21 protein-coding genes are annotated in these 26,324 nt (G+C 69.2%); 9 read left to right on the plus strand and 12 right to left on the minus strand.

Annotated features, from left to right (window positions below; genetic code table 11):
- Nucleotides 1-105 precede the first annotated feature (105 nt).
- Nucleotides 106-687 carry an RNA 2',3'-cyclic phosphodiesterase gene (thpR, locus tag AB0H78_RS35745; protein WP_363238989.1) on the plus strand — a complete coding sequence of 194 codons (582 nt, stop codon included), beginning with the start codon at nucleotides 106-108 and terminating at the stop codon, nucleotides 685-687.
- Nucleotides 688-1,016: 329 nt separating this feature from the next.
- Here the strand turns inward: thpR and AB0H78_RS35750 are convergent, their stop codons facing one another.
- The 9 genes from AB0H78_RS35750 to AB0H78_RS35790 form a co-directional block, all read right to left on the minus strand.
- The gene (locus AB0H78_RS35750) at nucleotides 1,017-2,288 is read right to left on the minus strand and encodes a phosphatase PAP2 family protein (RefSeq protein WP_363239019.1); all 1,272 of its coding nucleotides are present in this window, start codon (nucleotides 2,286-2,288) and stop codon (nucleotides 1,017-1,019) included.
- Nucleotides 2,289-2,607: 319 nt separating this feature from the next.
- Nucleotides 2,608-3,804 carry an FAD-dependent oxidoreductase gene (locus AB0H78_RS35755; protein WP_363238990.1) on the minus strand — a complete coding sequence of 399 codons (1,197 nt, stop codon included), beginning with the start codon at nucleotides 3,802-3,804 and terminating at the stop codon, nucleotides 2,608-2,610.
- A gap of 99 nt (nucleotides 3,805-3,903) precedes the next feature.
- Nucleotides 3,904-4,848 carry an RNA polymerase sigma factor SigJ gene (gene sigJ / locus AB0H78_RS35760; RefSeq protein ID WP_363238991.1) on the minus strand — a complete coding sequence of 315 codons (945 nt, stop codon included), beginning with the start codon at nucleotides 4,846-4,848 and terminating at the stop codon, nucleotides 3,904-3,906.
- A 51-nt stretch (nucleotides 4,849-4,899) separates the two neighbouring features.
- Entirely contained in the window at nucleotides 4,900-6,210 is a 1,311-nt protein-coding gene (locus tag AB0H78_RS35765) for an alpha-glucosidase/alpha-galactosidase (RefSeq protein ID WP_363238992.1), read from the minus strand.
- Nucleotides 6,207-7,160 (minus strand): carbohydrate kinase family protein, encoded by a 954-nt coding sequence (locus AB0H78_RS35770; protein ID WP_363238993.1) that lies wholly within the window; start codon nucleotides 7,158-7,160, stop codon nucleotides 6,207-6,209. Before AB0H78_RS35770 ends, AB0H78_RS35765 begins: the two co-directional genes overlap by 4 nt.
- 40 nt (nucleotides 7,161-7,200) lie before the next feature.
- The gene (locus tag AB0H78_RS35775; protein ID WP_363238994.1) at nucleotides 7,201-8,094 is read right to left on the minus strand and encodes a carbohydrate ABC transporter permease; all 894 of its coding nucleotides are present in this window, start codon (nucleotides 8,092-8,094) and stop codon (nucleotides 7,201-7,203) included.
- Nucleotides 8,091-9,050: a sugar ABC transporter permease gene (locus AB0H78_RS35780; protein WP_363238995.1), complete on the minus strand. Its 960-nt coding sequence runs from the start codon at nucleotides 9,048-9,050 to the stop codon at nucleotides 8,091-8,093. Before AB0H78_RS35780 ends, AB0H78_RS35775 begins: the two co-directional genes overlap by 4 nt.
- A gap of 11 nt (nucleotides 9,051-9,061) precedes the next feature.
- Nucleotides 9,062-10,396, minus strand: a complete 1,335-nt coding sequence (locus AB0H78_RS35785) for an ABC transporter substrate-binding protein (RefSeq protein WP_363238996.1) — start codon at nucleotides 10,394-10,396, stop codon at nucleotides 9,062-9,064.
- Nucleotides 10,397-10,468: 72 nt separating this feature from the next.
- The gene (locus AB0H78_RS35790) at nucleotides 10,469-11,293 is read right to left on the minus strand and encodes an endo alpha-1,4 polygalactosaminidase (protein ID WP_363238997.1); all 825 of its coding nucleotides are present in this window, start codon (nucleotides 11,291-11,293) and stop codon (nucleotides 10,469-10,471) included.
- Between the two features lie 233 nt (nucleotides 11,294-11,526).
- Here AB0H78_RS35790 and AB0H78_RS35795 point away from each other — a divergent pair, with 233 nt between their 5' ends.
- Complete coding sequence (locus AB0H78_RS35795; RefSeq protein WP_363238998.1) at nucleotides 11,527-12,279, plus strand: DeoR/GlpR family DNA-binding transcription regulator; 753 nt, start codon at nucleotides 11,527-11,529, stop codon at nucleotides 12,277-12,279.
- A gap of 36 nt (nucleotides 12,280-12,315) precedes the next feature.
- On the opposite strand, the gene AB0H78_RS35800 is transcribed toward AB0H78_RS35795, so the two are convergent.
- Nucleotides 12,316-13,110, minus strand: a complete 795-nt coding sequence (locus AB0H78_RS35800) for a helix-turn-helix transcriptional regulator (protein ID WP_363238999.1) — start codon at nucleotides 13,108-13,110, stop codon at nucleotides 12,316-12,318.
- A gap of 106 nt (nucleotides 13,111-13,216) precedes the next feature.
- On the opposite strand from AB0H78_RS35800, the gene AB0H78_RS35805 reads away from it, so the two are divergent.
- The 3 genes from AB0H78_RS35805 (at nucleotide 13,217) to AB0H78_RS35815 (ending at nucleotide 19,524) form a co-directional block, all read left to right on the plus strand.
- Nucleotides 13,217-14,761, plus strand: coding sequence for an MFS transporter (locus AB0H78_RS35805; RefSeq protein WP_363239000.1), 1,545 nt, complete (start codon nucleotides 13,217-13,219; stop codon nucleotides 14,759-14,761).
- A gap of 335 nt (nucleotides 14,762-15,096) precedes the next feature.
- A complete protein-coding gene (locus tag AB0H78_RS35810; protein ID WP_363239020.1) occupies nucleotides 15,097-17,217 on the plus strand; it encodes a discoidin domain-containing protein in 2,121 nt (706 codons plus the stop codon).
- A 183-nt stretch (nucleotides 17,218-17,400) separates the two neighbouring features.
- Nucleotides 17,401-19,524 carry a discoidin domain-containing protein gene (locus tag AB0H78_RS35815; protein ID WP_363239001.1) on the plus strand — a complete coding sequence of 708 codons (2,124 nt, stop codon included), beginning with the start codon at nucleotides 17,401-17,403 and terminating at the stop codon, nucleotides 19,522-19,524.
- 69 nt (nucleotides 19,525-19,593) lie between these two features.
- Here the strand turns inward: AB0H78_RS35815 and AB0H78_RS35820 are convergent, their stop codons facing one another.
- Entirely contained in the window at nucleotides 19,594-21,051 is a 1,458-nt protein-coding gene (locus AB0H78_RS35820) for an MFS transporter (RefSeq protein WP_363239002.1), read from the minus strand.
- Nucleotides 21,052-21,211: 160 nt separating this feature from the next.
- On the opposite strand from AB0H78_RS35820, the gene AB0H78_RS35825 reads away from it, so the two are divergent.
- The 4 genes from AB0H78_RS35825 (at nucleotide 21,212) to AB0H78_RS35840 (ending at nucleotide 25,289) form a co-directional block, all read left to right on the plus strand.
- Nucleotides 21,212-21,667 (plus strand): MarR family transcriptional regulator, encoded by a 456-nt coding sequence (locus AB0H78_RS35825; protein WP_363239003.1) that lies wholly within the window; start codon nucleotides 21,212-21,214, stop codon nucleotides 21,665-21,667.
- A 127-nt stretch (nucleotides 21,668-21,794) separates the two neighbouring features.
- Nucleotides 21,795-22,001, plus strand: coding sequence for a cold shock domain-containing protein (locus AB0H78_RS35830; protein WP_363239004.1), 207 nt, complete (start codon nucleotides 21,795-21,797; stop codon nucleotides 21,999-22,001).
- Between the two features lie 64 nt (nucleotides 22,002-22,065).
- On the plus strand, nucleotides 22,066-23,424 hold the full coding sequence (locus AB0H78_RS35835) for a serine/threonine-protein kinase (protein ID WP_363239005.1): 1,359 nt from the start codon (nucleotides 22,066-22,068) through the stop codon (nucleotides 23,422-23,424).
- Nucleotides 23,425-23,534: 110 nt separating this feature from the next.
- Nucleotides 23,535-25,289 carry a putative Ig domain-containing protein gene (locus AB0H78_RS35840; protein WP_363239006.1) on the plus strand — a complete coding sequence of 585 codons (1,755 nt, stop codon included), beginning with the start codon at nucleotides 23,535-23,537 and terminating at the stop codon, nucleotides 25,287-25,289.
- Between the two features lie 130 nt (nucleotides 25,290-25,419).
- Here the strand turns inward: AB0H78_RS35840 and AB0H78_RS35845 are convergent, their stop codons facing one another.
- Nucleotides 25,420-26,052, minus strand: a complete 633-nt coding sequence (locus AB0H78_RS35845) for a hypothetical protein (protein ID WP_363239007.1) — start codon at nucleotides 26,050-26,052, stop codon at nucleotides 25,420-25,422.
- Nucleotides 26,053-26,324 lie beyond the last annotated feature (272 nt).

The raw sequence follows: 26,324 nt of genomic DNA on the forward strand, positions 1-26,324 counted from the left end.
ACGATGCAGGCTAGCTCAATCCGAGACGCTGCGGTTCGAAATAGGAGGATGCGCTTGCCGTACCTCGTGATCACCGAAGCGTCCGGATACGGTACGAAGTACTTTGTGAACGAACAGATTCGGCCTGCGACCACTCGCGTGTTCATCGCGCTGGCCCCGCCCGACGACGCGAAGGAAGAACTGGCGCAGGCGCTGAGACCGGCCTACGACACGTACCCGCGTATGCGGTGGAATCGCATCGAGGACTGGCACATCACGCTGGCGTTCCTCGGGGAGCTCCCCGTCGCAACCGTTCCGCTGCTGTGTCCGCCGCTGGCGGACCTCGCCTCCGCCCGTCGGCCCCTGGCGCTGGAGTTGCGCGGCGGCGGGCACTTCGACGAGCGGGTGGTGTGGAGCGGGGTCGACGGCGAGCTGGAAGGTCTGCAGCTGCTGGCCGCCGAGGTACGTACCGTGGTCAGGGCCTGCGGTGTCCCGTTCGAGGACCGGCCGTTGCGGCCCCATCTGACGCTGGCCCGCGCCCGCCGGGACGCCCCCGCATCGGCGGTCGACGTGGCCGCCGGGCTGGCGGGGTTCACCGGCCGCCGCTGGCGGGCGGAGCGTCTTCATCTGGTCGGCAGCAACTTCGGCCGCGGGCCGGGGCCGATCCGCTATCGCGACATCGACGCGTGGAATTTCAGCGGGATCTAGTGCCGGATCAGGAAACTTTGGCCTTGCTCCGGATGAGATGCTCACTCGGTCGTCGGTGGGCTGATGGTTTCGGACCGGACGGGGAGGTACCGAGATGACCGCTGGTGGGCCTTGGACCGGCGATGATCGAGAGCACAACGATGACTGCCATGCGCGGTGGCACGCGTCATTGCATCGCTCCACCGCGCAGCACGACTACCAGGACGACTGGTACGACGCGCAGTGCGGAGGCTGCCGCTTCTGGATCGCTCTGATCAGACCGTCCGGTGTCGCCCAGCACAGCAACTGGGCGACACGTCACGACAGGGCGAACGTTGCCCGATGCGGCATCAGGGGGTGGCCAGGGCCGGTTCAGGTTGCCGCACCGGTGCGAGTTTCGGGTCCCACGACTTGGTGGTCCATACGTAACCCTGGATCACCGAGGCCAACGCCAGGATGAGCAGGGGCCCGAATATCCACGGGTGGCCGGCCATCTCCACCGAGAGGTAGCGGTACATCAGCAGGAGCAGGGTGAAGACCGTCGTGCCGTAGACGACCAGCCGGGTCGCCGACGCGTCCCAGCCGCGGTCCAGCGCGCGCATCCCTGCCTCGATGGTGACCGCGAACACCACACCGGCGACGAGATCCGCCCCGTAGTGGTAGCCGAATCCCAGCGTGGCGACGAGGGTGGCGACGAGCCAGAACGTGCCGGCGAAGCGCAGCACCCGTGAACCCTTGCGGGAGTGGATGAAGATCGTGGTAGCCCACGCCGTGTGCAGGCTGGGCATGCAGTTGCGCGGGGTGATCACGTCGAACGGCATGGTGTGCGGGGAGTTGACCGGGGTGAACGTCTCCGGCCACAGGTTGGCCACCGCCCAGTGACTGCCGTCGGCTCCGTAGGCGAAGATCGGTCCGACCACCGGGAAGATCATGTAGATGGCCGGTCCCAGCAGACCGATGACCAGGAAAGTGCGCACCAGGTGGTGGCCGGGGAAGCGGCGCTCGATGGCGACGTTACGGAGCTGGTAGAGCGCGACGAGGGCGGCCGCCAGCGGGAGCTGGCCGTAGACGAAGTGGAGTATGTGGGAGCCGGTCGCGCCGGTGGCGTTGACGACCTGGCCTACGAGCCATGACGGGTTGCCCAGGGCGTGGTCGGCGGTCGCCACGTACTGGTCGTAGACCATTGGGCGGGTCTTGGACGTGATGAGCAGCCAGGTGTCGCCGGTCTTGTGGCCGGCCACCAGGAGCAGGCCGAGCCCGACGCCCTTCAGCAGGAGCATGCGCTCCTTGCCGACGCGGCGCGTGAGGGCAATGACCGTGCAGCCGATCATGACCCACAGTGCGCCGTTGCCGAAGGTCAGCCTGGCGTCGGCCAACCAGCGGAAGAACAGGAAGACGAGGTCGATGCCGATCGCGGTACCGAGCGCGATGAACCGCTGGCGCCAGGTGAGCACCACCATCATCAGCGCCAGGCCGGCGTAGAGCAGCGGTCCTGTGCGCGGGGCGAAGATGACCTCGCGCGCCTGGTTGACGATCGGTCCCGGCAGGCCGTAGTGGCGTGCGGAGATCTCCAGCGCGATGAGGAATCCGAGTGTCGCCACACCGGCCGTGGCCCACAGCATCGCGCGCGGCCGGCGCGCAACGGACGTGAGCCTGTGGCGTATTCGGGGAAATATTCGCGACATTACAGATATCAATTTTCTGACCGATTTGTTAGTTTTTGATTAAGCACCTCCCCCTTCGCACTAGATGAGATTAATTTCTAGTGAAGGATGGCGATCGGAACGACCCCCATGGGTTCGATCATGTTATAGGAGGCCGCCGTCGAACTGGCACCTTCAGTCGATCTGGGGCATCGGACTGGAACCAAACTGACAAAAATCGGTCGAAGTCGCCCTGCGGGGACGGGCGCTGTCGTCGCGCGCCCGTCCCCGCCGTCCCTCACGCCCCAGCCTTGACGGGCACGCCCGCCGGCGCCTGCTCTCCCACGACGCGGCGGCGCCGGGTCGGCATCGCGAGCATCGGGTTGGCGACGGCCCAGGCCGCGCCCTTGCAGACCAGCTCCTTGTAGAGCGCGGCGCACCTGCCGGTCAGCGCCGCGCTGACGGCTCGGTCGTCGGCGGTCACGTACTGGATCACACCCTCCTTGCGGCCCAGCGAGATGCACTGGTTGAAGTAGCGGATCGACACCGCGGGGAGCTTGCCGCCGGTCAGGCGTGCCGCGATCGAGTCGGCGGCCTGCCAGGCGGTGGGGGTGCCCGAGGCGCACGACATACGAAGCGGCTTGTCGCCGGGGCCCATCACCATGGCCGCGTCACCGATCGCGTACACGTCGGGGTGCGAGAGCGAGCACATCGTCTTGTCGACCACGATCTGCCCGGCCCCCGTGACCTCCAGGCCGGTGGCCTCCGCGATCGGGTGGACCGCGAAGCCTGTGGTCCACACGGTGACCGCCGCCGGGATGCGCACGCCCTCGGCGGTGATGACGTGGTCCGCCTCCACGCCGGTGATCGCGGCACCTTCATGCACGGTGATGCCCAGGTTGCCGAAGACCTTCCTCAGGTGGCTGCCGCCCTTGTCCGAGAGCCAGTCGCCGAGCCCGCCGCGGGCGGCGAGCGCCACGTCGAGGTCCGGGCGGGCTTCGGCGATCTCGGTCGCGGCCTCGACGCCGGTCAGGCCGCCTCCGACGATCACCACGGACTCACCGGCGTCGAGGCCGGCCAGCCGCTCGCGCAGCCGGAGCGCTCCGGGACGGCTTGCGATCTCGTGGGCGTGCTCGGCGGTGCCGGCGACACCCTGGTCGTTCCAGGCGCTGCCGAGGGCGTAGACCAGGCTGTCGTACTCCAGCTCCGCGGCACCGTTCGCGTCCAGGACGGCGACGGTCTTGCGGTCGACGTCGATGCCGGTGACCTTCCCCAGCTTCAGCTCCACGCCGGTGCCCGCGAACATCTCGCGGAACGGGCGGGGCCTGAGCTCCTGGCCGACCGCCAGCTGGTGCATCCGGACGCGCTCGACGAAGTCGGGCTCGGCGTTGACGAGGGTGATGGTGACGTCTTCGCGGCGCAGCCGCTTGGCGAGGCGTCCGGCGGCGATGGCGCCTGCGTAGCCGGCTCCGAGGACGACGATTCGGTGCTGCATGTCCTTGCTCCTGTCTCGCTGGTCTGCGGTTTCGCTACTTGAACCGGGCAGCCCGGCGTTTCCTGACAGGGGTGGGGTGTGATGCACGTCACATAGGCATCAGAAGGCGATGAGCAGGGGTTCTCCGTGGTCCGAGGCCGCCCACTGCTGCGTTGCACGCTCCAATTTGTCGGGATTGACCTGGTTACGGAACGAGGCGATGCCCTCGGCGGTGACTTCCAGGCACAGGATGCCGATGACATGGCCGTCGAGGACCGCAACGATGGCGGGGTCGCCGTTGGCGGTCGTTGCGTAGACCCCGGGTGAACCGCCGACCAGCACGCGCTTGGCCTGGCTGGGCTTGAACAGACCCCGCATGAACTTCGCCACCGCGACGGCGCCCTCGAACGCCTTCGTCCGGGCCGGGATCTTCCCACCTCCGTCGCCGATCGCCGTGGCGTCCGCGGTGAGCAGCCGTACGAGCGGCTCGGTTCGGCCCGTGGTGGCGGCCGCCAGGAACTCCTCGACGATCCGCTTGGCCTCGGCCTCGTCGATCTCGGTGCGTGCCTTGCCGTCCGCGATGTGCTTCTTGGCGCGGTGGAAGATCTGCTGGCAGGCCGACTCGGTGATGTCGAGGATCTCGGCGATCTCCCGGTGCCCGTAGGCGAAGGCCTCCCGCAGGACGTACACCGCCCGCTCGTTGGGGGACAGCCGCTCCATGAGGGTGAGGACCGCGTACGAGACCGATTCGCGCTGCTCGGCTGTGCCGGCGGGGCCGAGCATCGGATCCCCGGCGAGCAGCGGTTCCGGGAGCCACTGCCCCACATACGTCTCGCGCCGGGCGCGGGCCGAGGTGAGCTGGTTGAGGCACAGGTTCGTGAGGACCTTCGTCAGCCAGGCCACCGGGACCTCGATGCCGTCCACATCCGCGGCCTGCCAGCGCAGGTACGTGTCCTGCACCGCGTCCTCGGCCTCGCTCGCCGAGCCGAGGAGGCGATAGGCGATGGCCTCCAGGCGGGGCCTGGAGGCCTCGAACAGGTCCACGTCGTCCATGGTCAGGGGCATGGACCGGATCCTATCCGGCGCTGTGCGCCGGGGAGTTGGGTGCCAACCCGCTCAGTGGCCCAGTTCCGCCCGCAGTTCAGGCGGCAGGAGGTCGCCGTGGGCGCGTACGAGGTCGTCGCACAGGTCCCAGATCCGCTCCACCGGCAGGGCCGCGGCCGTCGCGGGGTCGGTCATGGCGGCGTGCCGGATGTGGCGCGGCTCGCCGTCCGTGGCCGCGCGTACGACCAGGTCGTTCACGCTGGTGTACGTACGGTTGAGGGCGGCGCACTGCGGCGGGAGCGCCCCGACGCGGGTGGGCTGGACGCCCAGGGAGTCGGCCAGGCAGGGCACTTCGACGACCGCGTCGGCGGGCAGGTTGTCGATCAGGCCCCGGTTGGGGACGTTGCCGTAGACCGTGCGCGGGGTGCCCGTGACGATGCTGTGGATGATCTGCGGGGCGTATTCCATGCTGGCGTCGACGGGCAGCGGGGCGCCCGCTGTCAGGGCCTCGCGGGTCTTCTCGTAACTGGCCACGTTCTCCTCGATGATGTCCAGGTACGCCCCGACCGGCAGGCGCAGCCGCTCGATCTCGCTGTCGTGGTGCAGATACCAGGGGACGTATTCGGAGGAGTGCTCGCTGGTCTCGGTGGGGTAGTGCCCGAGCCTGCGGTACATGTCCACGCGTACGCGGCGCAGCAGTTCGGGGTCCTTGGCGATGGCCTCGTCGAGGAGCGGATAGAGGCTTTTGCCGGCGCGTTCGAAGCGCAGGACCCAGGCCTGGTGGTTGACGCCCGCGGCGAGGTAGGAGACCTCGTCGAAGGGGACGCCGACCAGCTCGGCGAGGTCGTGCATGGTCCAGTAGACCGAGTGGCACAGGCCGACGGTGCGCAGCTGGGGTGCGATGCGGCTCAGGTAGAGGACGTTCATCGCCATGGGGTTGGTGTAGTTCAACAGCCAGGCGTCCGGGCAGAGTTCGGTCATGTCGTCGGCGAGGGACCGCAGCAGCGGGAAGGTGCGCAGTGCGCGGAAGATGCCGCCGATTCCCAGGGTGTCGCCAATGGTCTGGCGCAGGCCGTAGCGGGCGGGGACGGCGAAGTCCGTACGGGTGGCCTCGTTCATGCCGACCTGGACCATGTTGATGACGAAGGTGGCGCCCTCCAGTGCGCTGCGCCGGTCGGGGTGCGCCGTGATCGTCGGTTCTGCTCCGCGCTCGGCCGCGATCCGGCGGGCAGCGCCTTCGGCGGTGGCCAGCCGTTCGGCGTCGATGTCGTGCAGGGCGATATGTACGCGGGTGAGCTCGGGGAAGGCGAACAGGTCGGCCAGGAGTCCCTGGGTGAAGACGACGCTGCCTGCGCCGACGAACACGATCTTCGTAAGGGTCATGAGGAAACCTCCTGGTTCAAGGTGGCGGCTCGGGCCTCGTCCCAGGTGGGCTGGGTCGCGGTGCCGCCGTGGCCGCGGGTGGACAGCGAGCCGCAGGTCGCGGCGACGGCCAGGGCGGCCTCGGTGTCCAGGCCGCGCAGGATCGCGGTGATGAATCCGGCGTCGAAGCTGTCGCCCGCGCCAACGGTGTCGAGCGGCTCGACCGGCACTGCCGCGGTGCGCAGGGGCGGGTGGGCGCCGTCGTGGGCGAGGGCGCCTTCGGCCCCGTCCTTGACGACGACGAGCGGGCCGCGTCGGGCCAACTCGGCGGCCGCGTCCAGCAGTTCGGCCGTGCCTGCGAGTGCGCGGGCCTCGGACGCGTTCGGCAGCAGAATGTCGGTGCCCCGCAGGGCCGGGTCGAGCAGTCCGCGGTCCCACCGCCCGCTCGGATCGTCATTCGTGTCGAGCGAGGTGCTCGCGCCATGGGAGCGCGCCGCGGCGAATATCCGGGGAAGCGACCGGGCCAGCTGAGGCATCAGGAAGAAGGAGGCCGCGTGTACGTGCCGTACCGAGGCGAGCAGCGCTTCGGGCACATCGTCGAGGCCGGTCGCGGCAAGGCATCCGGGCGCGGTGAGGATGGTCCGGTCCCCGTCGTCGGTCGTGAGGATCGCCGTGAGGGGTGTGGGCAGGTGGGGATCGGTGACCAGGGCGGTGAGATCGACACCGCGCCCGGCCAGTGCGGAGCGTACGAAGTCGCCCGCAGGATCGTCGCCGACCCGGCCGGCGAAGGCCACGCGCAGTCCCAGGCGCGCGGCCCCGCAGGCCATGATCGCGGCGGAGCCGCCGAGTACCAGCCCTGCGTGGCCGACGAGTTGTTCGCGCTGGCCGAAGGCGAGGCGGTGCGGCACGGGGCCGAGGACCACATCGGGATTGGCGTCGCCGATCACGAGCAGGTCGAAGGGGGGAGACATGGTGGTTCCTTGCATTCGGATGCGTACGGGAAGAACGGATCTAGCCCTTGAGTCCGCTCGAAGTCAGCGACTGGATGAAGGTCTTCTGGGCGAAGAGGAAGGCCAACAGGACCGGCAGGACGGTGATGAGATTGCCCGCCATCACCGCCGACCACCTGGTGTGATGCAGGCCCTGGAAGGTGGTCAGCCCCAGCTGCAGCGTGTACTGGGTGTCGTGGTTGATCGCGATGAGCGGCCACGACAGGTCGTTCCAGGTGGCCAGGAACGTCAGGACGGCCACGGTGGCGAGCGCGGGTCGCGCCAGCGGCATGACGATGGAGAACAGCACCCGCAGCCGTGAACAGCCGTCGATCCAGGCCGCCTCCTCGATCTCCCTGGGCAGTGCGAGAAAGAACTGCCGGAACAGGAAGACGGCGAACGGTGTGACCAGCGAGGGCACGATCAGCGCGCCCAGCGTGTCGATGAGCCCGAGCTCCTTCATCACCAGGAACGTCGGGATCATGGTCAGTTGGAACGGGATGACCATCGTCGCCAGCATCAGCGCGAGCAGCAGCCGCGACCCGGCGAAGCGCATGCGGGCGAAGGCGTAGCCGCCCAGCGCCCCGAGCAGCAGGTTCGAGAGCACCGATACGCCCGCCACGATGAGGGAGTTGGCGAACCAGCGCGGGAACATGGCGTTGCCCAGGACGTATCGGTATCCCCCGAGGTCGATGCCGTGCGGCCACAGCGCGGGCGGGAACCGGTTGATCTCGGCATTGCTCATCACCGAGCTGAGCACCAGCCACAGCAGGGGCAGCGCGAAGCCCAGCGACAGGGGCGCGAGCAGCAGGTGCCAGGCGCTGAAGGGCAGCCGCCGGCGTCGCAGTCGGCCCGCCGCGGCGGGGGCGGCGGTCCGGTGCACCTCGCGCGCAGCCGTGGATGTGGTCGCGGTCATCGGGCGACTCCTTCCGTACGGTTGTGGCTGCGCCGGTACAGGTGGAGCACGGCGCCGGCCAGGAGCAGGGCGAGCGCGAGCACGTAGGCGGCCGATGCCCCGTATCCGGCGGTGAACATCTGGAAGGCCTGTTCCCAGACGAAGTAGACGATGACGGTGGTCGATCCGAGCGGACCGCCCTTTGTGGTGACGTAGACCAGGTCGAAGACCTGCAGGGCGGCGATCAGCTGCCACAGCAGCAGAAAGACCGTGACCGGGGTGAGCGTCGGCAGGGTGATGTGGCGCAGCACCATCCAGCGGCCCGCGCCGTCGAGGCGGGCGGACTCGACGAGTTCGGGCGGTACGTCCTGCAGCGCGGCGAGATAGACGATGACGCAGAAGCCGACGCCGCTCCACAGCGAGATGATCACGAGCAGGTAGAGCGCCTGGCCAGGGTCGGACAGAAAGCCCTGCGGGGAGATGCCGAGCTTGTGCAACAGCGAGTTGGCGACGCCGAATTCGGGGTCGAGGATGAAGGAGAAGAGCACGCCCTGGGCCGCGGCCGAGACCACGAACGGGATGAAGATCAGGGTGCGGTAGATGCCGATGAATTTGATCCGGCGGTTCAGCGCCAGTGCCAGGGCCAGTCCGCCCACCAGGCTCAGCGGCACATAGAGCGCCGCGTACAGGAGCGTATTGCCCACGGCGGTATGGAAGTTGGGGTCCTGCGCGAGTGCGCGGTAGTTGTCCAGGCCGACCCAGCGGCCCGGGGTGACCAGGTCGTCGGCCCGGAACGACAGCAGCAGGGACCAGATGACGGGGACGATGCTCAGTCCGAGGATGACGATCACCGACGGGCTGATGAAGGCCCAGGCGGTGGCGGATTCCCGGCGCGCCCGGCGGCGGCTCGCCCTGGGGCGGGCCACCTTGATGCGGTCGGCCGGAGCGAGGGTGAGCGCTCGCGGGGTCTGCGACATGTCGGCCTTCCTCATCTGGGTATCAGCAGGGCCGCGTTGGCCTTGTCGGCACAGGTGCGCAGGGCTTGCGCCGGGGATCGGCGGCCCAGGAGTACGGAGACGATGGCCTCGCCCAGCGCCATCGAGATCTGCGGGTACGCCGCGTGGATGGGTCTGACCCGGGCGGAGTCGAGCGCGTCGGTGAACACCTTGAGTCCGGCCGTCGCCGCCGAGTGCTGCTTCCATTCCGGGCGCTGCGCGGTGGCGGAGCTCAGCGGGAGGCTGCCGGCCTGGATGTCCCAGCGCACGTCGTGTTCGGGCTGGATCATCCAGCTGACGAACTCGACGGCGGCGCGGGAGCGTGCCGAGCCGTTGTCGAAGACCGTCCAGGTATCGGGGCCTGAGATGGTGACGGGGTGCCCGTGGTAGGTGGGCAGCGGCACCACGCCGTAGTCGATCTTCGCGTCGATGACGTCGGGGAGCTGCCAGGGTCCGGTGGCCACCATGCCCATCCGGCCGCTCAGAAAGACCTTGTAGAGCTGCTCGCTGCCTGGCTTGAAGTCGATGTAGACGCTCTTGTCCTCGGCCAGTTGCGCGAGGGTGCCCAGCGCCTGCTCGCCCTGGTCCGCGAAGCCGATGCTGTGCCCGTTGTCGGCGACGACATCGCCGCCCAGGTCCCAGATCATCGGCCACAGCCGCCAGGTGGTGTCCTCGTCGCCGACTCCGGGCCAGCCCGTCCCGAAGACCCCACGGCCCTTGTCGGTCAACTTGGCCGCGGTGTCCAGGAATTCGTCCCAGCTCCAGCCCGCCTCGGGAAACGGGATGCCGGCCCGGCGGAACAACTCCTTGTTGTAGACGACGGCCAGCGAGTCGAGCACCGCAGGGGCGGCTCGCACCTTGCCGTTGAGGGTGAGTGCCTGGCGCACCGGAGCCCAGTAGTTCGTCCACGGTGTCGCGCCGCCGCGCAGTTGCGACGTCAGGTCGACGACGCGGGGACTGCGGGCGACGCTGGCCAGGTCGGAGCCGAAGATGTAGGCGATGTCCGGGTAGGAGCCCGAGGCCAGCGCGGCCGTCACCTTCTGCAGCATGGCGTCCGCGAGCACCCCGCCGCCGCCCGCGTCCACCCGTATCTTCGGATGGGTGCGGTTGAACTCCGCGACCAGCGCCTCGATCGCCTTCCTGCCGGTGTCGCTCTGGCCGTGCCAGAGCTCGACCGTGACCGTGCCGTCGGCGCTCACGCCGCCGGCTTCGGAGTCCGCGCAGCCTCCGACGAGGGCCGCACCCGCGGTGCCTGCGGCCAACGCCGCCCCGCCGCGCAGCAGCCTGCGGCGGGCCAGTGGTGTGGGGGCACCGCGGATACGGGTCATGACGTACTCCTTGCAGACGTGCGGGAAAGGGAGCGGACGAACAGCGGCGCGGGTGCCGGAGGGAGTGGAGCGTCAGCAGGTCTTGCGGACGTATCCGGAGCTGCCCGGGGTGGTCACGTCCACGTCGCGGCGCACGATGCTGAGCTTGCTGCCCCAGCCCGCGCAGGCCTTCTTCAGACCGCCGGCCGTGTACTCGATGACGATGACGTGATCGCCGAAGGCGGCGGTGTAGTCGCCGCACTCGTCGTACTGCCCGCATTCCTCGGCGACCGCGAAGTCGAGGCCCGTCTGGGTTCTGCTGCCCGCGAGTTCCGAGGTGTTCTTCTGGCCGATGGCCAGGTTCCTGGAGTGTGCGTGCGCGGAGAGGAGCGTGATGAAGGCTTTGGCGTTGCTCGCGGTGAGCAGGCCCTTCGAGCGGGTGTAACTGTCGTAGTTGTCGGGCTCGATGGCGTTGAAGCCCTTGTCGGCGCAGCCGTCGGTCCACTGGTTGACCTGGGCGGCGACCCGGTCGCGCTTGGCCGACGTACGGATGTCGAGCAGCGCCTCGCCCCAGTCCGGGTCCATCACGACGTCGCCGTTGGCGTCCCGCAGCAGGAGGTCGGAGGGCCACTGACTCTGCTCGCCGGGCTGGACCTGGAAGGCGTTGACGTAACAGATGTTGTACAGGCCTGCCGCAGGGGAGGCAGTGCGGTCACGGCTGACGACCTTGACGCCGGAGGGCGGGGTGTAGGCGCCGCCGATCTGGTAGTCGAAGCCCGCGTGGGCCGGGGGCAGGTTCACGGTGGCGGCACCGGCCTGCGGGGCGGCGCCTGCCGTGAGCGCGGCGGCCGCGCTCACGGTGGCCAGGGCGGCGGCCGCCCACCGGAGGCGGATACGGGAAACGGTATTGACGGGCATGGGGAGCTCCATCAATCGCGGGTACGACCCCGCCTCGGACGCTTCAGCGATCCTGGCGACTTTGGCCGGGCTTCGGACTCGCATCCGCTACCGGCTGGGCGCACCTCTGGGTGCCGGGCTGCACGCCCGGGGCACTTGGCAGGATCAAATCGCGTGAGAATGCTCGCGTCAAGGGCACGAGCTGCGCTGAAATTGCAGTTCTGCGCAGAACTGCTCAGATATACGCTGGACTTATGCTCAAGTCGGACCGGCTGAACCGCATCATCGATCACGTCTCCGCCGCGGGCAGCGCGGACATCCACGCACTGGTGGAACTGCTCGGCGTATCCGGCGCCACCGTACGCCGTGACCTGCAACTCCTGCATGAACAAGGGCTCTTGCAGCGCACCCACGGCGGCGCGGTGACGGCCGAGCGGGAACTGCCGCTGCGCCACCGGGCCGGCAGGCAGCAGGACCAGAAGCGGCGCATCGCCGCCGCGGCGGCGGCACTGGTGCCCGACGGCGCCGTGGTGGGAATGACGGGTGGCACCACGGTCACCGAGGTCGCCCGGGTGCTCGCGGGGCGCGGCGGCCTCACGGTGGTGACCAACGCGGTCAACATCGCGGCGGATCTGGTCGTACGGCCCGCCGTCCAGCTCGTCGTCATCGGGGGCAACGCCCGCTCCGAGAGCTACGAACTGGTCGGTCCTGGCGCCGAGCGGATGCTGGACGAGTACCACCTGGACATCAGCTTCATCGGCGTCGACGGCCTCATGGTCGGGCACGGCTGCAGTACGCACGACCAGATGGAGGCGCACACCGACCGGGCCTTCCTCCGCAACAGCACCCGGACCGTCGTGGTCGCGGACGGCACCAAGATCGGCAAGGTCACGTTCGCCAAGATCTGCCCGCTCGCGGAGATCAGCGCGGTGGTGACCGACATTGGCGCGGACGAGGCGGAGCTCGCTGCCGTACGCGCGCTGGGGATCGAGGTCCTCACCGTATGACCTGCGCCCCGCTCGCCGGGGAAAACGGACCAGCGATCAGCGGGCGGAGCGGATCGCTCGCGGGGACGCACCCAGCTCGCGTCGGCACGCCTTGTTGAACGCCTGCAGATCGGCGATGCCGACCGAGGCCGCGACGGCCGGGATCGACAGCGTCGACTCGCGGAGCAGGTGGCGGGCCTGCTCCATCCTGCGACGCCGGATGTACGCGACCACCGTGACCCCCTGCTCCGCCCGGAACAGCCGGATGAGGTGGTTGTGCGAAACCCCCGCGGCACGAGCCACCTCGGGGACCGACAGCTGCTCCGCCAGATGCCCTTCGACGTGCGCCACGGCTGCGGCGACGGGACCGGCGCCGCGATCGGCGTCCTCACCGGGCACCGACAGCTCGGCCACCCGCCACAGCGCGGCCCAGACCTCCGCCGATGCCTGGGCGTGGCTGCGTGGCGCCGCCGCGACGGCCCGCCGCAGCAGCTCGGTCAGCATCGGCTCCCGGGCGCCCGCGTTCTGCATGACGGGGACGTTCAGCTGCTCGCCGGAGCGCGGAAGGTCGAGGTGCGCGTAGAGATGCTCGGAGCGGCCGCGGTAGCGGTATTGCACCCGCGCTCCGGGTGGAGCCAGGCTCACGTGCCCCGGTCTGATCGCGTGCACCGTTCCGTCGACGGTGAGCTCGCCCTCGTACCGGTACAGATGCAGCTGCCACAGATCCGGCAGGCAGAACTCCTCGCGCAGACGCGAGGTCCCGTGCACGCCGATGCCCACGCTCGCCACCCGGGGCGGCTCGTCCAGGCAGATCCGGACGAAGGAATCGGTGATGTCGGCTTCCGTGCTCACGTCGAAAATTTACCAGTGAGGTCAGGGCTGCCGTCCCCTTCCAGGCGCGCCCTCCCGCCTGACCACGGAAGGGCGATATAGCCCTGTTCATGGTCTTCTGTTACTTATGAGTGAAGCCCGAGAGCCCGCCGCTGCCGCCATTCCCGCAGGTCAGGCAGGGGAGCCGGACAGCCGACGGTGGTGGGGCCTCGCCGTCATCGCACTCGCCCAGCTCATGGTGGTCCTCGACGCGACCATCGTGAACATCGCCCTGCCGTCCGCGCAGAAGGATCTGGGCCTCACCGACGGCAACCGCCAGTGGGTCATCACCGCCTACACCCTGGCCTTCGGCGGGCTCCTGCTGCTGGGCGGCCGCATCGCCGACATGGTCGGACGCAAGCGGACCTTCATCATCGGGCTCATCGGCTTCGCGGGCGCCTCCGCGATCGGCGGCGCCGCCACCGGCCCCGAAATGCTCTTCGCGTCCCGCGCCCTGCAAGGCGTCTTCGCCGCCGTACTCGCGCCCTCCGCGCTGTCGCTCCTCACCACCACCTTCACCATCGGCAAGGAACGTGCGAAGGCTTTCGGCATCTACGGGGCCATCGCGGGCGCGGGCGGCGCGCTCGGCCTGCTGCTCGGCGGAATCCTCACCCAGTACCTCGACTGGCGCTGGTGCCTCTACGTCAACGTGCCCATCGCGGTGATCGCCGTCTTCGGCGCCGTCTCGCTGCTCCACGACCGCGCCGGCCACAAGGAGGCCCGTCTGGACATTCCCGGCGTGCTCCTCGGCTGCGGCGGGCTCGTCGCCGTCGTGTACGGACTCAGCGAGGCCGAGTCGAGGGGCTGGACATCGCCCATGGTGCTCGGTCTGCTCATCGGCGGACTGGTCCTGCTGGCCGCGTTCACCTGGTGGCAGTCCCGGGCGGCGAACCCTCTGCTGCCCCTGCACATCGTCAAGAACCGCAATCGCGGCGGCTCGATGCTCACCATGGGGCTGGCGACCATCGGCATGTTCGGTCTTTTCCTGTTCATGACGTACTACCTCCAGAACATCCTGGGCTACACCCCCCTGAAGACCGGATTCGCGTTCCTCCCGATGTCCGTGGCGATCATCATCGGCTCCACACAGATCTCCGCCCGGCTGCTCCACCACGTACCGCCGCGGCTCCTGATGGGTCCCGGGCTGCTGCTCGGTGCGGCCGGGCTCTTCACACTGACCTTCCTCGACACGCACTCCAGTTACGCCGCGCATGTCATGCCGGGGATGCTGATGCTGGGCCTGGGCATGGGTCTCACCTTCATGCCGGTGATGGCGACGGCGACGGCAGGCGTCGCCCCGCAGGACGCGGGCGTCACTTCGGCGACCGTCAACACCGCCCAGCAGGTGGGCGGTTCCGTCGGTACGGCGCTGCTCAACACCATCGCGACGACGACCACCGCCACCTACCTCACCAGCCACCTCGGAGCCGCGGCGCGCACCGGGGAGCTCACCCCGGCGAGCAAGGCCGCGATCACCGACACCGGCGTGGTGCACGGTTTCACGGTCGCCACGGGCTGGGCCGCACTGATCATGCTCGCCGCCTCGGTGGTCGCCATGCTGCTGGTCACCGCCCCTGCGCCCCGTGACCACGAGGAGAGCGCTGCCGCAGTCCCGGAAGTCACGTCGATCTGAGACACCCTCAGCCACACCTCATGAACGGGCATCTCTACAGGTGGGCGTCAACTCCGCTTGTCTCTTGAAGAGTTGAAGCCATGAGTGATCGGACGAGGTAGGGCGTCGAGATCCGGCCACAAACCCCTACAGGACCTTTAAGCATTCCCTGCACGACCCTTGACCCCGGCAGTCCGCGCGCGTCAGCATCTGGCCACTGGAGAGCGCTCTCCAGGTATGTTCCTCCCCCAACTGAGGAGAACAGGCCCATGCGCCCCGCTCCCGCACAGCTCGCGCCCTCGCCCCACGGACGCCACAGACCCTCCCCCACCCCGCGCCGGGGCATCGCCGGCGCCATGGTCACCGCACTGGTCGCCGCACTCCTGCTCTTCGTCCCCGCCGCCGCGTCGCACGCGGCGGCTCCCGCCCTCCTCTCCCAGGGCAAGACCGCCACCGCCTCGTCCCTGGAGGGCGCGGGCTACCCCGCCTCCGCGGCCGTCGACGGCAACCTCACGGGCACCCGCTGGGCCAGCGCCTTCTCCGACCCGCAGTGGATCCAGATCGACCTCGGCGCCTCTGCCGACGTGAGCCAGATCGTGCTCCGCTGGGAGGCCGCCTACGCGAAGGCCTACCGCATCGAGTTCTCCGCCAACGGCACCTCCTGGACCACCGCGTACTCGACGACCACAGGCGCCGGCGGCACCGAGACCCTGAACGTCTCGGGCTCCGCCCGCTACGTCCGCATGTACGGCACGGCGCGCGCGACCGGATACGGGTACTCCCTGTGGGAGTTCCAGGTGTACGGCACCGCCGGCGACGGCGGCGGACCGACCATTCCCGGCGGCGGCGACCTCGGCCCGAACGTCCTGGTCTTCGATCCCTCGACGCCCAACATCCAGGCCACCGTGGACGACGTCTTCCACCAGCAGGAGTCGGCCCAGTTCGGCACAGCCCGCAAGGCGCTGCTCTTCAAGCCGGGCACGTACAACAACATCAATGCCCAGATCGGCTTCTACACCTCCATCGCCGGTCTCGGCCTCAACCCCGACGACACGACCTTCAACGGTGATGTGACCGTCGACGCGGGCTGGTTCAACGGCAACGCCACCCAGAACTTCTGGCGCTCCGCCGAGAACCTGGCGCTCAACCCGGTCAGCGGGACCGACCGCTGGGCCGTCTCCCAGGCCGCCCCCTTCCGCCGTATGCACGTCAAGGGCGGACTGAACCTGGCGCCCGACGGATACGGCTGGGCGAGCGGCGGCTACATCGCCGACAGCAAGATCGACGGCTACGTCGGCAACTACTCGCAGCAGCAGTGGTACACCCGCGACAGCTCGATCGGCGGCTTCTCCAACGGCGTCTGGAACCAGGTGTTCTCCGGCGTCCAGGGCGCACCCGCCCAGGCCTTCCCGAACCCGCCTTACACGACACTCGACTCCACCCCGGTCTCCCGCGAGAAGCCGTTCCTGTACCTGGACGGCAACGACTACAAGGTGTTCGTCCCCGCCAAGCGCACGAACGCGCGCGGCGTCTCGTGGGGCGGCACACCGCAGGGCACGTCGATCCCGCTGAGCCAGTTCTACGTCGTCAAGGCGGGCGCCACCGCGGCCACCATCAACGCCGCACTGGCCCAGGGCCTCAACCTGCTCTTCACGCCCGGTGTCTACCACGTCGACCAGACGATCAATGTGAACCGCGCCAACACCGTCGTCCTGGGCCTCGGCCTCGCGACGATCGTCCCGGACAATGGCGTGACGGCCATGAAGGTCGCCGACGTCGACGGTGTGAAGCTGGCCGGTTTCCTCATCGACGCCGGCCCGGTCAACTCCACCACCCTGCTCCAGGTCGGCCCCGCGGGTTCGTCCGCAAGCCACGCCGACAACCCGACCACCGTGCAGGACGTCTTCGTCCGCATCGGCGGCGCGGGCGCGGGCAAGGCCACCACGAGCATGGAGATCAACAGCAACAACACGATCATCGACCACACCTGGCTGTGGCGCGCCGACCACGGCACCGGCGTCGGCTGGGACACCAACCGCGCGGACTACGGACTCACCGTGAACGGCAACGACGTCCTGGCCACCGGCCTGTTCGTCGAGCACTTCAACAAGTACGACGTCCAGTGGAACGGTGAGCGCGGCCGCACGATCTTCTTCCAGAACGAGAAGTCGTACGACGCCCCGAACCAGGCGGCCGTCCAGAACGGCGGCACCCGTGGCTTCGCCGCCTACAAGGTCGCCGACTCGGTCACCACCCATGAGGGCTGGGGCCTTGGCAGTTACTGCTACTACAACGTGGCCCCCGGCATCATCCAGGACCACGGCTTCGAGGCGCCGGTCAAGGCCGGGGTGAAGTTCCACGACCTGCTCGTGGTCTCGCTCGGCGGCAACGGACAGTACGCGCACGTCATCAACAACACCGGTGCGCCCACCTCGGGCACCGGGACGACCCCGTCGAACGTGGTCTCTTTCCCCTGACCGCCCGCCGCTGACGGCGCACCACGCCCTTCCGCACATCCACGGAACACCTTCGTCTCCCCACGGGGGAGAGCGCTCTCCCGCCGCTCGGCGCGAGGGTGCCTCTCCCCCGCTTCTCCGCCAGGAGTCCTTGTGTACAGACCACCCGCACTGCTTTCCGCACGTCCACGGACCGTCCCTCTGATGCTCGCCCTCGGCGCCCTGCTGGCATCGATGCTCACGTTCATGGCCGCTCCCCGCGCGGCAGCGGCCGACGCGCTGATCTCCCAGGGCAGGCCCGCCACCGCCTCCTCGACGGAAGGCGCGGGCTACGCGGCGTCGGCCGCCGTCGACGGCAATCTCACCGGCACCCGCTGGGCCAGCGCCTGGTCGGACCCGCAGTGGATCCAGATCGACCTCGGCCAGAGCTTCAATCTCAGCCGTACCGTGCTCACTTGGGAGGGCGCCTACGGCAAGGGCTACCAGATCCAGGCCTCCGACAACGGCACGGACTGGCGCACGCTGACCACCGTGACCAACGGCGACGGCGGCACCGACGACCTCGCCCTCTCCGGCTCCGGACGCTATGTGCGGATGTACGGGACCGCCCGCCCCGGCGGATACGGCTACTCCCTCTGGGAGTTCCAGGTCTACGGCTCCGCCGGCGGCACCACTCCCCCGCCCACCGGCGCGGTCGCCGTCACCGGCACCCAGGGCAACTGGCAGCTCAAGGTGGGCGGACAGCCGTACACCGTCAAGGGCCTCACCTGGGGTCCCTCGGTCTACGACGCCCCGAACTACATGCCTGACGTGAAGTCGATGGGCGCCAACACCATCCGCACCTGGGGCACCGACGGTTCCACCAAGCCCCTGCTCGACACGGCGGCCGCCAACGGCATCAAGGTCATCAACGGCTTCTGGCTGCAGCCCGGCGGCGGCCCCGGCAGCGGCGGCTGCGTCAACTACGTCACGGACACCACGTACAAGAACAACTCGCTGACCGAGTTCGCCAAGTGGGTCGACGCCTACAAGAGCCACACCGCGACGCTGATGTGGAACGTCGGCAACGAGTCGGTCCTCGGCCTCCAGAACTGCTACAGCGGAACCGAGCTGGAGAACCAGCGCAACGCCTACACCTCCTTCGTCAACGACGTCGCGAAGAAGATCCACTCGATCGACCCCGACCACCCGGTCACCTCGACCGACGCCTGGACGGGCGCCTGGCCGTACTACAAGCGCAACGCCCCGGACCTCGACCTGTACTCGATGAACTCCTACAACAAGGTCTGCGACGTCCAGAACGACTGGAAGGCGGGCGGCTACACCAAGCCGTACATCATCACCGAGACCGGTCCTCCCGGTGAGTGGGAGGTGCCCAACGACGTCAACGGCATCCCCGACGAGCCGACCGACGTCCAGAAGGCCGCCGGCTACACCAAGGCGTGGAACTGCATCACCGCTCATGCCGGTGTCGCACTGGGCGGGACGCTCTTCCACTACGGCACCGAGCACGACTTCGGCGGCGTCTGGTTCAACCTCGTCTCCGGCAACGTGCGCCGGCTGTCGTACTACGCGGTGAAGAAGGCCTACACGGGCTCGAACGCCGGCGACAACACCCCGCCGGTGATCTCCAACATGACGGTCTCGCCCGCCACTTCGGCCCCGGCCGGCAAGGAGTTCACGGTCCAGGCGAACATCAGCGACCCCAACAACGACACGATCACCAACAAGATCTTCCTCAGCGGCAACTACGCCACCGGCGACAAGGCACTGGTTCCCGCCACCTACCGCTCCACCGGCAACGGCACCTTCGCGGTGACCGCACCGGAGAAGCTGGGCGTCTGGAAGGTCTACATCCAGTCGGAGGACGGACACGGCAACGCCGGCATCGAGACGAAGTCGGTGAAGGTCGTCGCACCTCCCGTGTCGGGCACCGATCTCGCGCTCGGCCGCCCGACCACCGCGTCCTCGTACCAGACGGATCCCACGGGCGGCTGCCCGTGCACTCCGGCGATGGCCACGGACGGCAGCGGCTCCACCCGCTGGGCCAGCGACTGGAGCGACCCGCAGTGGATCCAGGTCGACCTCGGCTCCTCCAAGCCGATCAGACAGCTCCAACTGGTCTGGGATCCGGCCTACGCCAAGTCGTACGAAGTGCAGGTCTCGGACGACGGAACCACCTGGCGCTCCGCCTACACCACCACGACCGGCAACGGTGACGTCGACTCGCTCGCCGTCAACGCCACGGGACGGTATGTACGGCTGAACCTCACAGCACGCGGCACCGCATGGGGCTATTCGCTCTATCAGTTCGGTGTCTACAGCTGACGCACCGGACCTCCGGTGCGCAGACGGAGCCGTCGCCCGGCGGCGACGGCTCCGTACCCGCGCAGGCGGTCAGGCCTCGACCGTGGCCTGCTCGGGGGCGGGGCTGGTGTCCCCCTTCTCGCCGGCGGCCGCGGCGCGGCGCACGGCCGGAATGCCGGCCGCGATCGCCGCGGCGACCAGGGCGACGCCGCAGCCGATCATCAGTCCCGTTCGGAAGCCCTTCTCGGAGGTGAAGCTGAATCCGCCGACGGTGGTGTTCATATGGGAGAGGACCACCCCGATCACCGCGGCGCCGATCGACGTACCGAGCGCACGCATCAGGGTGTTGAAGCCGTTGGCCGCGGCGGTCTCCGAGATCGGGACCGCGCTCATGATGAGTGCGGGCATCGCGCCGTAGGCCAGCCCGACACCGCCGCTGATCACCATGGTGACCAGCATCAGGCCCCACGCCGAACCCATCAGCCCCAGCGACAGGCCGTAGCCGCCCGCGATGACGAGGACGCCTGCGATCAGGGTGAACTTCGGGCCGCGGGCGTCGGTGAGCTTCCCGCCGAGCGGGGAGATGATCATCATCATGAGCCCGCCGGGCGCCATCCAGAGGCCGGCCGCGAGCATCGACTGGCCCAGGCCGTAGCCGGTCGCGGCGGGGAACTGCAGCAGCTGAGGCGTGATCAGCATGCTGGCGTACATACCGAAGCCGACGAAGACCGAGGCGAGGTTGGTCATCAGTACGCGGGGGCGGGCGGTGGTGCGCAGGTCCACCAGGGGGTCACGGGTCCGCAGTTCCCACACGCCCCAGGCGGCCAGCACCAGGACCGCGGCGGCGAAGAGACCGAGCGTGGTGGCCGAACCCCAGCCCCAGTCGGCGCCCTTGGAGACCGCGAGCAGCAGACAGACCAGACCCGCGCCGAGGCCGAGCGCCCCGAGCAGGTCGAAGCGCTGCCCCTTGGCACCGGCCGGCACGTCGGGGACCACGAACCAGATCAGCAGCGCGACCACCACCGCCAGACCCGCCGAGCCCCAGAACAGCACCCGCCAGCTCGCGTACTGGGCGACCGCCGCGGCGATCGGCAGGCCGAGCGCGCCCCCGATGCCCATGGAGGCGCTGACCAGTGCGATGGAAGAGCTGAGCTTCTCCGCCGGGACCACGTCGCGCAGCAGGGCGATGCCCAGGGGAACCATCCCCATGCCCATCCCCTGCAGGCCGCGCCCGACGATCATGGGGACGACCGAGGAGGAGAGCGCACACACCACAGAACCGGCCACCAGCGGGACGGCGCACACCAGAAGCATGCGGCGCTTGCCGAGCATGTCGCCGAGCCGTCCGGAGACGGGCACGCAGACGGCCGACACCAGCAGCGTCGCGGTGATCACCCACGCCGCGTTCGAGGACGAGGTGTTCAGGAGCTGTGGCAGCTCCGCGATGAGCGGGGTGACCAGGGTCTGCATGATCGCCGCCGTGGTGCCGGCGAATGCCAGCACCGCGACTATGCGTCCTGAACTGGCTGATAGCTGGGGGGTTCCCATCCGGGACTCCTCGGGTGTTCGTCGGAACAAGCTCATGCATCGTACATGTCGTGTGCATAGCGCACATCACATGTCCGTTACACAACCTTGTGAGAGGATCAGGCCAGGCCGGAGCGATGCAGGGCGAAGGACCGAACGGACGGCAGGAGACGGCAGGCGCATGATCAGGCCCACGCATGAGGTCGAGTACGAACAGATGCTCCTCAGCCGCCACGGCCTGCTGCAGAACAAGGGCGGGCGCCGCAAGGACGGCCTGATGGACCGCAGCGCCTACATCCTGCTGAGCCGCGTACGCGTCCAGGGGCCGATGTCGATCGGCGAACTCAGCGACGCTTTCGGCCTGGACGCCTCCACCCTCAACCGGCAGACCGCGGCGGCCATGCGCGCCGGGCTCGTGGAGCGCATCCCCGACCCGGAAGGCGGCATGGCACGGAAGTTCCGGATCACCGGCGAGGGTGCGCGGATGCTCGACGAGGAGCGCGAGGGCCTCGTCCGCTCCCTGGAGGACGTCATGGCCCACTGGTCGGACGAGGACATCGCCGGCTTCGCCTCCTACCTGAGGCGCTTCAACACCGACATCGAACGGCTCGGCGGCCGGCCCTGGCCGCGCCCGTAGCTCCGTGCGCACGCCCGCGCAGCCACGTCCAGATGCGTGCTCCCGGTCGACACGAAAAGGTGGTTTGACCCATGCACGCCACCCGGCCGGTCACACGTCCCTCAGGAACGTGGCAAGGAGCTGAACCATGAGCGAGCGATGCGAAGGCGTCGTGGAGTACTTCAACCGTGAAGAGGGCTACGGATTCATCGTCCCCTTCGAGCGCGAGGACGCGCTGTATGTGAGACGCGAGGACATCGAAGGGTCCACGAAAACCCTCTCCGAGGGGCAGCACGTCTCGTTCACCGTGGAGCTGGGCCCGGGGCGCTGGGAAGCACGCATCGTACGCACATGAATGCCGGCAACCCGACTATTCTGCTTGCTACTTGAGGTGGCACCAGACGTTGGGCGGGGGCGCCATGGCGCAGGAAGCGCAGCACGGGCAGCTCATCGGAGGCCGCTACCGCCTCGTCCGCACGCTGGGGACCGGCGGCATGGGACGCGTCTGGAGGGCGCACGACGAACAGCTCGACACCCAGGTCGCCATCAAGGAGCTGTTTCTGCCACCGGTGATGTCGTCCGCCGACCGCTCCGACCGGCTGGAGCGCGCCTTACGGGAGGCCCGCAACGCGGCGCGGCTGCGCGACCACCCGAACATCGTCACCGTCCATGACGTCCTCACCGTCGACGGGATGCCGTGGATCGTGATGCAGCTCGTCACCGGAGTCACGCTGCAGGAACATCTGCGCAAGCACGGCAGGCTGTCCGTGGACGCCACCGCGGAGGTCGCCGACGCGCTCCTGCGGGCACTTCAGGCCGCCCACCGGGAAGGCATCGTGCACCGCGACGTCAAACCGGCCAATGTGATGGTGACCGAGGACCACAGAATCCTGCTCACCGACTTCGGGATCGCGGTCAACGAGGCCGATGCGGGACTGACAGGTGCGGGGGTCGTCATCGGGTCGCCGTCGTATCTGGCACCGGAGCGGGCACGTGGCGGGAAGGGCGACGCGTCGAGCGATCTGTTCTCCCTGGGAACGACGTTGTACGAGGCCGTGGAAGGCGTCTCCCCCTTCCGCCGGGCGACGCAGGCAGGTTCGCAGTACGCCGTGGTGCACGAGCCCGCCCCTCCGGTGCGCCACGCGGGCCGGCTCGCGCCCCTGATCGCCGAATTGCTGAGCAAGGAGCCGGGCGACCGCCCGACGATCCCCCGGGCCCTGGGCCTGCTCGTGCCCGTATCCCCTCCGCCGATGCCCCGGTTCGCACCGGAGCCGAGCACCGTGCAACCCGCTCCTGCCGCCGGGCCGGCCACCACGGCCCCCGTGCCACTACCGCCCGCGACCGCCGGCGGACGCCGCCGCCCGAGGCCCGCCGTGGCGGTGGTGGTCGCCGCCGTGCTGGCCTTCGTGGTCGCCGGCGGCTTGTACGGCGGCTACCGGTGGACCCAGACGCAGTACTACGTCGGAGCCAGCGGTGCGCATGTCGCCCTGTACGGGGGTGTGAAGCAGAAACCCCTCGGGATCTCGCTCTCGAAGGTGCGGAGGGACCACCCCGAGATCGAGCTCAAGTACCTGCCGCCGTACCAGCAGAAGCAGGTCAGGGCGACCATCGCCTCGGACGGCCTCGGCGAGGCACAGTCGAAGATCGAGCTGCTCGGCGCGCAGGCGTCGGCCTGCAAGAAGGCCGAGCAGCGCAGATCGACGGAGGGCGACGGCACGGCCGCGCCGCGCCTTTCCTTGCAGGAACAGAGGTTGGTCTCGCTGTGTGCGTCCCCGTAGGCGCTCACGGAACAAGGGTTTTCCCCGATGCCGTGCATGACGGGTGAGGGCCACTCTGTCGGGCACGCCGGTGCTTCTCCGGCGCACCCCCGCGAAAGGGTCTCCTCCCCATGATCCGTACAGTCGGCTCCCGGCTCCCCTGGATGCGCTGGCGCCCGTTGGCCGCAGGTGCTGCCGCAGCGCTGGTGCTCGGCGGGCCCGCCACGTCCGTTGCCGGTGCCTCACAGAGCGATGGCTCCTCCCCTGGGCCTGCCCCGCTCGTCGCCGCCATGCAGATTGACATGCACCTGACCCACAAGCAGGCGCAGGCCAGGCTCGCGCTCGAAGACCGGGCGACGCGGGTCGCCGCCGCGCTGGACGGGTCCCTCGGCCACCGCGTCACCAGCATGTGGTTCGACGCCGGCAGCGGAAAGCTCAACGCCGCGGTGACCACCGCGGCCGACGCCCGCGCGGCCGAGAAGGCGGGCGCCGAAGCCCACCGGGTGCCGTACAGCAGATCCGATCTCGAGGCGGTCGCCCGGACCGTGGGCGTGCAGGCGCACACCGTGCCGGGGGTGGTCGGCTGGGGCGTCCAGGCGCGTACGAGCCGCGTGGAAGTGGTCATCGACCAGGCGCGGCGCACCGGAGCCACCGACGAATTCATACGCCGCATCCGCGAGTTGGGCGACCGTGTGACCATCACGAGCACGTCCGACGCGCCGGTGCAGCAGCAGGGCGATGTGGTCGGCGGCGAGAAGTGGACACCGGGCAGCGAGAGCCCCTGCTCCGTGGGCTTCTCGGTCAACGCGGCAGGCGGGGCGAAGGGTTTCCTCACCGCCGGGCACTGCACCAATGACGTGAACCAGCCCGCGTACGGGAAGGACGGAACCCGCCTGGGCACCTCCAACCAGGGTGGTACGCACAGCATCAACGCCCGTGAGGGCGACTTCGGGCTCGTCTCCGTCGACCAGGCCGGCTGGAACGTGGCTCCCAGGGTCTCCGGCTACGGCAGCGGCGATGTGACCGTGACCGGCTCGGCGGACGGTCTCGTCGGCCAGACGGTCTGCCGTTCCGGCCAGACCAGCGGCTGGCACTGCGGTGAGATCACCAAGGTCGACCAGAGCGTCGACTACGGCAATGTGGTCATCGACGGACTCTCGTGGACCAACACCTGTTCGTCCGGCGGGGATTCGGGCGGCTCCTACGTCTCCGCGACCGGCGGCAAAGCGGTGGGCGTCCACTCCGGGGGCGGCAGTGTCGTCTGCGGACAGAGCGGCGAGACCAACACCATCTTCCAGCCCGTCGGCGAAGCGCTCCAGAAGTGGGGTCTGAGTCTGGCGACGAGCTCCCCGCAGCCGGGTGAGGTGACGGTCACCGCCGTCGCCGCGCAGAGCAGCACCGTGGGCCAGAAGGTCACGCTCGCCAACAGCGCCCAAGGCGGCACGGCCCCCTACAAGTGGAGTGCGACAGGCCTGCCTTCGGGGCTCACCATCGACAGCGCCTCGGGCACCGTCAGCGGCACGACCACCACCGGGGGCGCCAACTCGGTGACCGTCACGGCCACCGACGCCGCCGGCAAGACCGGCTCCACCACCTTCGCCTGGACCGTCGGTGACAGCGGCGGCGGAACGCTGTCCCTGGCCAACCCCGGCGGGCAGACCGTCTACACCGGTCGCCCCTTCACCCTGGCGCTGAAGGCGACCGGCGGAACCGGCGCCCGTACATTCACCGCCACAGGGCTGCCCGCCGGACTGTCCGTCGACCGGACCACGGGCGTGATCGCCGGCACTCCCACCACCTGGGGTCTGGCCAACAGCCGCATCACCGTGACCGACGGTGCCGGCAAGAGCACCTCGATTTCCCTCTCCTGGAGCGTGTTCAGCTGACGCCCCGGGCGGCATGACGGGGGCGATGGGGGAGGCAGCCGCAGGACGGCGTCCTCCCCCATCGGCCGTCGAAGCCGTGCTCGACGATGCGGTTGCGGAGAAGCGGGGCCGGCTGGGCTGTTGACGCGGATCAGGCCTGTACGCGCAGCCATGTGTCGCCTGTACGGAGCCAGAGGGAGCCGTCGCGTCCTTGGCCGCAGCGCAGGACGACGCGGCCGGGCACCCGGAGGCGGCGTCGGCTCGTCACCGCCCAGGTGGTGCCGGTGAGTTCGGCACGTATGAGCTCGACGGACCGCTGGTTGTGGTGCCGGCGGGTGAGGACGGCCCGGTTGTCGCGGACCGCGAGTCCGTCCGGTCCGGGGACGGGACTGGGGTAGCTGGTCACATCGCCGGTGGAGGGGGTGATCCGGGTCAGGAAGGTGGCGCCTCCGCTGCCGCCCGAGGACCAGGCGAACCAGGTCCGGTCGTTCTCGGTCGCGGCGGTACAGCCGTGCAGCGGGTGGTCGGGCAGCCGCCCCTCGGGCGTCCAGATCGGTTCACCCCGGGTGTTCCAGCCCGCGATACCCGCTGCCGACTCGGGGTGGCCGCCGTAGATCCCTTCATCTCCGTAAGCGGTCCAGATGTTTCCGTCGACGTCGGTGATCAATGCAGGGATGTCGTCGCCGATACAGAACTCGGCTTCCGGTACGCCCGATGCGGAGAACACCACAGCGTTGTCCGTCCAGAGGTCCTCGGCACCGTTTCGGAACGTGCGGCCACTCACCGGTGAAAGGGATGCCCGGCCGCGGCCCGACCCACCCCCTGGGATAACGCTGGCGGTCCAGGTAACGCCGGTGGACCAGCAGTACCGCGAGCTCCCCGGCGGGGCCGACGCTCCACCACAGAGCTCGATACCCCCGCACGGAGTCGACAGCGGGAAGCCGCCACACGTGATGTATCGCGGAGTCGGAACGAGCAGTCGCGGAGCGGGGATTCATCGGCAGTCGCCTTTGGGACTCCGGGAAGCGGGCTGCCCGAAGATTCCTACCCTACCGG

It is taken from the genome of Streptomyces sp. NPDC050738, assembly GCF_040654175.1.
Classification (GTDB): Bacteria; Actinomycetota; Actinomycetes; order Streptomycetales; family Streptomycetaceae; genus Streptomyces.

What these genes read in the sequence shown, in the direction of transcription:
- AB0H78_RS35750 (WP_363239019.1), bottom strand. Translation starts at nt 2,288, where the DNA reads ATGCTGTGGGCCACGGCCGGTGTGGCGACACTCGGATTCCTCATCGCG.
- AB0H78_RS35755 (WP_363238990.1), bottom strand. Translation starts at nt 3,804, where the DNA reads ATGCAGCACCGAATCGTCGTCCTCGGAGCCGGCTACGCAGGCGCCATC.
- sigJ (WP_363238991.1), bottom strand. Translation starts at nt 4,848, where the DNA reads ATGCCCCTGACCATGGACGACGTGGACCTGTTCGAGGCCTCCAGGCCC.
- AB0H78_RS35765 (WP_363238992.1), bottom strand. Translation starts at nt 6,210, where the DNA reads ATGACCCTTACGAAGATCGTGTTCGTCGGCGCAGGCAGCGTCGTCTTC.
- AB0H78_RS35770 (WP_363238993.1), bottom strand. Translation starts at nt 7,160, where the DNA reads ATGTCTCCCCCCTTCGACCTGCTCGTGATCGGCGACGCCAATCCCGAT.
- AB0H78_RS35775 (WP_363238994.1), bottom strand. Translation starts at nt 8,094, where the DNA reads ATGACCGCGACCACATCCACGGCTGCGCGCGAGGTGCACCGGACCGCC.
- AB0H78_RS35780 (WP_363238995.1), bottom strand. Translation starts at nt 9,050, where the DNA reads ATGTCGCAGACCCCGCGAGCGCTCACCCTCGCTCCGGCCGACCGCATC.
- AB0H78_RS35785 (WP_363238996.1), bottom strand. Translation starts at nt 10,396, where the DNA reads ATGACCCGTATCCGCGGTGCCCCCACACCACTGGCCCGCCGCAGGCTG.
- AB0H78_RS35790 (WP_363238997.1), bottom strand. Translation starts at nt 11,293, where the DNA reads ATGCCCGTCAATACCGTTTCCCGTATCCGCCTCCGGTGGGCGGCCGCC.
- AB0H78_RS35795 (WP_363238998.1), top strand. Translation starts at nt 11,527, where the DNA reads ATGCTCAAGTCGGACCGGCTGAACCGCATCATCGATCACGTCTCCGCC.
- AB0H78_RS35805 (WP_363239000.1), top strand. Translation starts at nt 13,217, where the DNA reads ATGAGTGAAGCCCGAGAGCCCGCCGCTGCCGCCATTCCCGCAGGTCAG.
- AB0H78_RS35810 (WP_363239020.1), top strand. Translation starts at nt 15,097, where the DNA reads ATGGTCACCGCACTGGTCGCCGCACTCCTGCTCTTCGTCCCCGCCGCC.
- AB0H78_RS35815 (WP_363239001.1), top strand. Translation starts at nt 17,401, where the DNA reads ATGCTCGCCCTCGGCGCCCTGCTGGCATCGATGCTCACGTTCATGGCC.
- AB0H78_RS35820 (WP_363239002.1), bottom strand. Translation starts at nt 21,051, where the DNA reads ATGGGAACCCCCCAGCTATCAGCCAGTTCAGGACGCATAGTCGCGGTG.
- AB0H78_RS35825 (WP_363239003.1), top strand. Translation starts at nt 21,212, where the DNA reads ATGATCAGGCCCACGCATGAGGTCGAGTACGAACAGATGCTCCTCAGC.
- AB0H78_RS35830 (WP_363239004.1), top strand. Translation starts at nt 21,795, where the DNA reads ATGAGCGAGCGATGCGAAGGCGTCGTGGAGTACTTCAACCGTGAAGAG.
- AB0H78_RS35835 (WP_363239005.1), top strand. Translation starts at nt 22,066, where the DNA reads ATGGCGCAGGAAGCGCAGCACGGGCAGCTCATCGGAGGCCGCTACCGC.
- AB0H78_RS35840 (WP_363239006.1), top strand. Translation starts at nt 23,535, where the DNA reads ATGATCCGTACAGTCGGCTCCCGGCTCCCCTGGATGCGCTGGCGCCCG.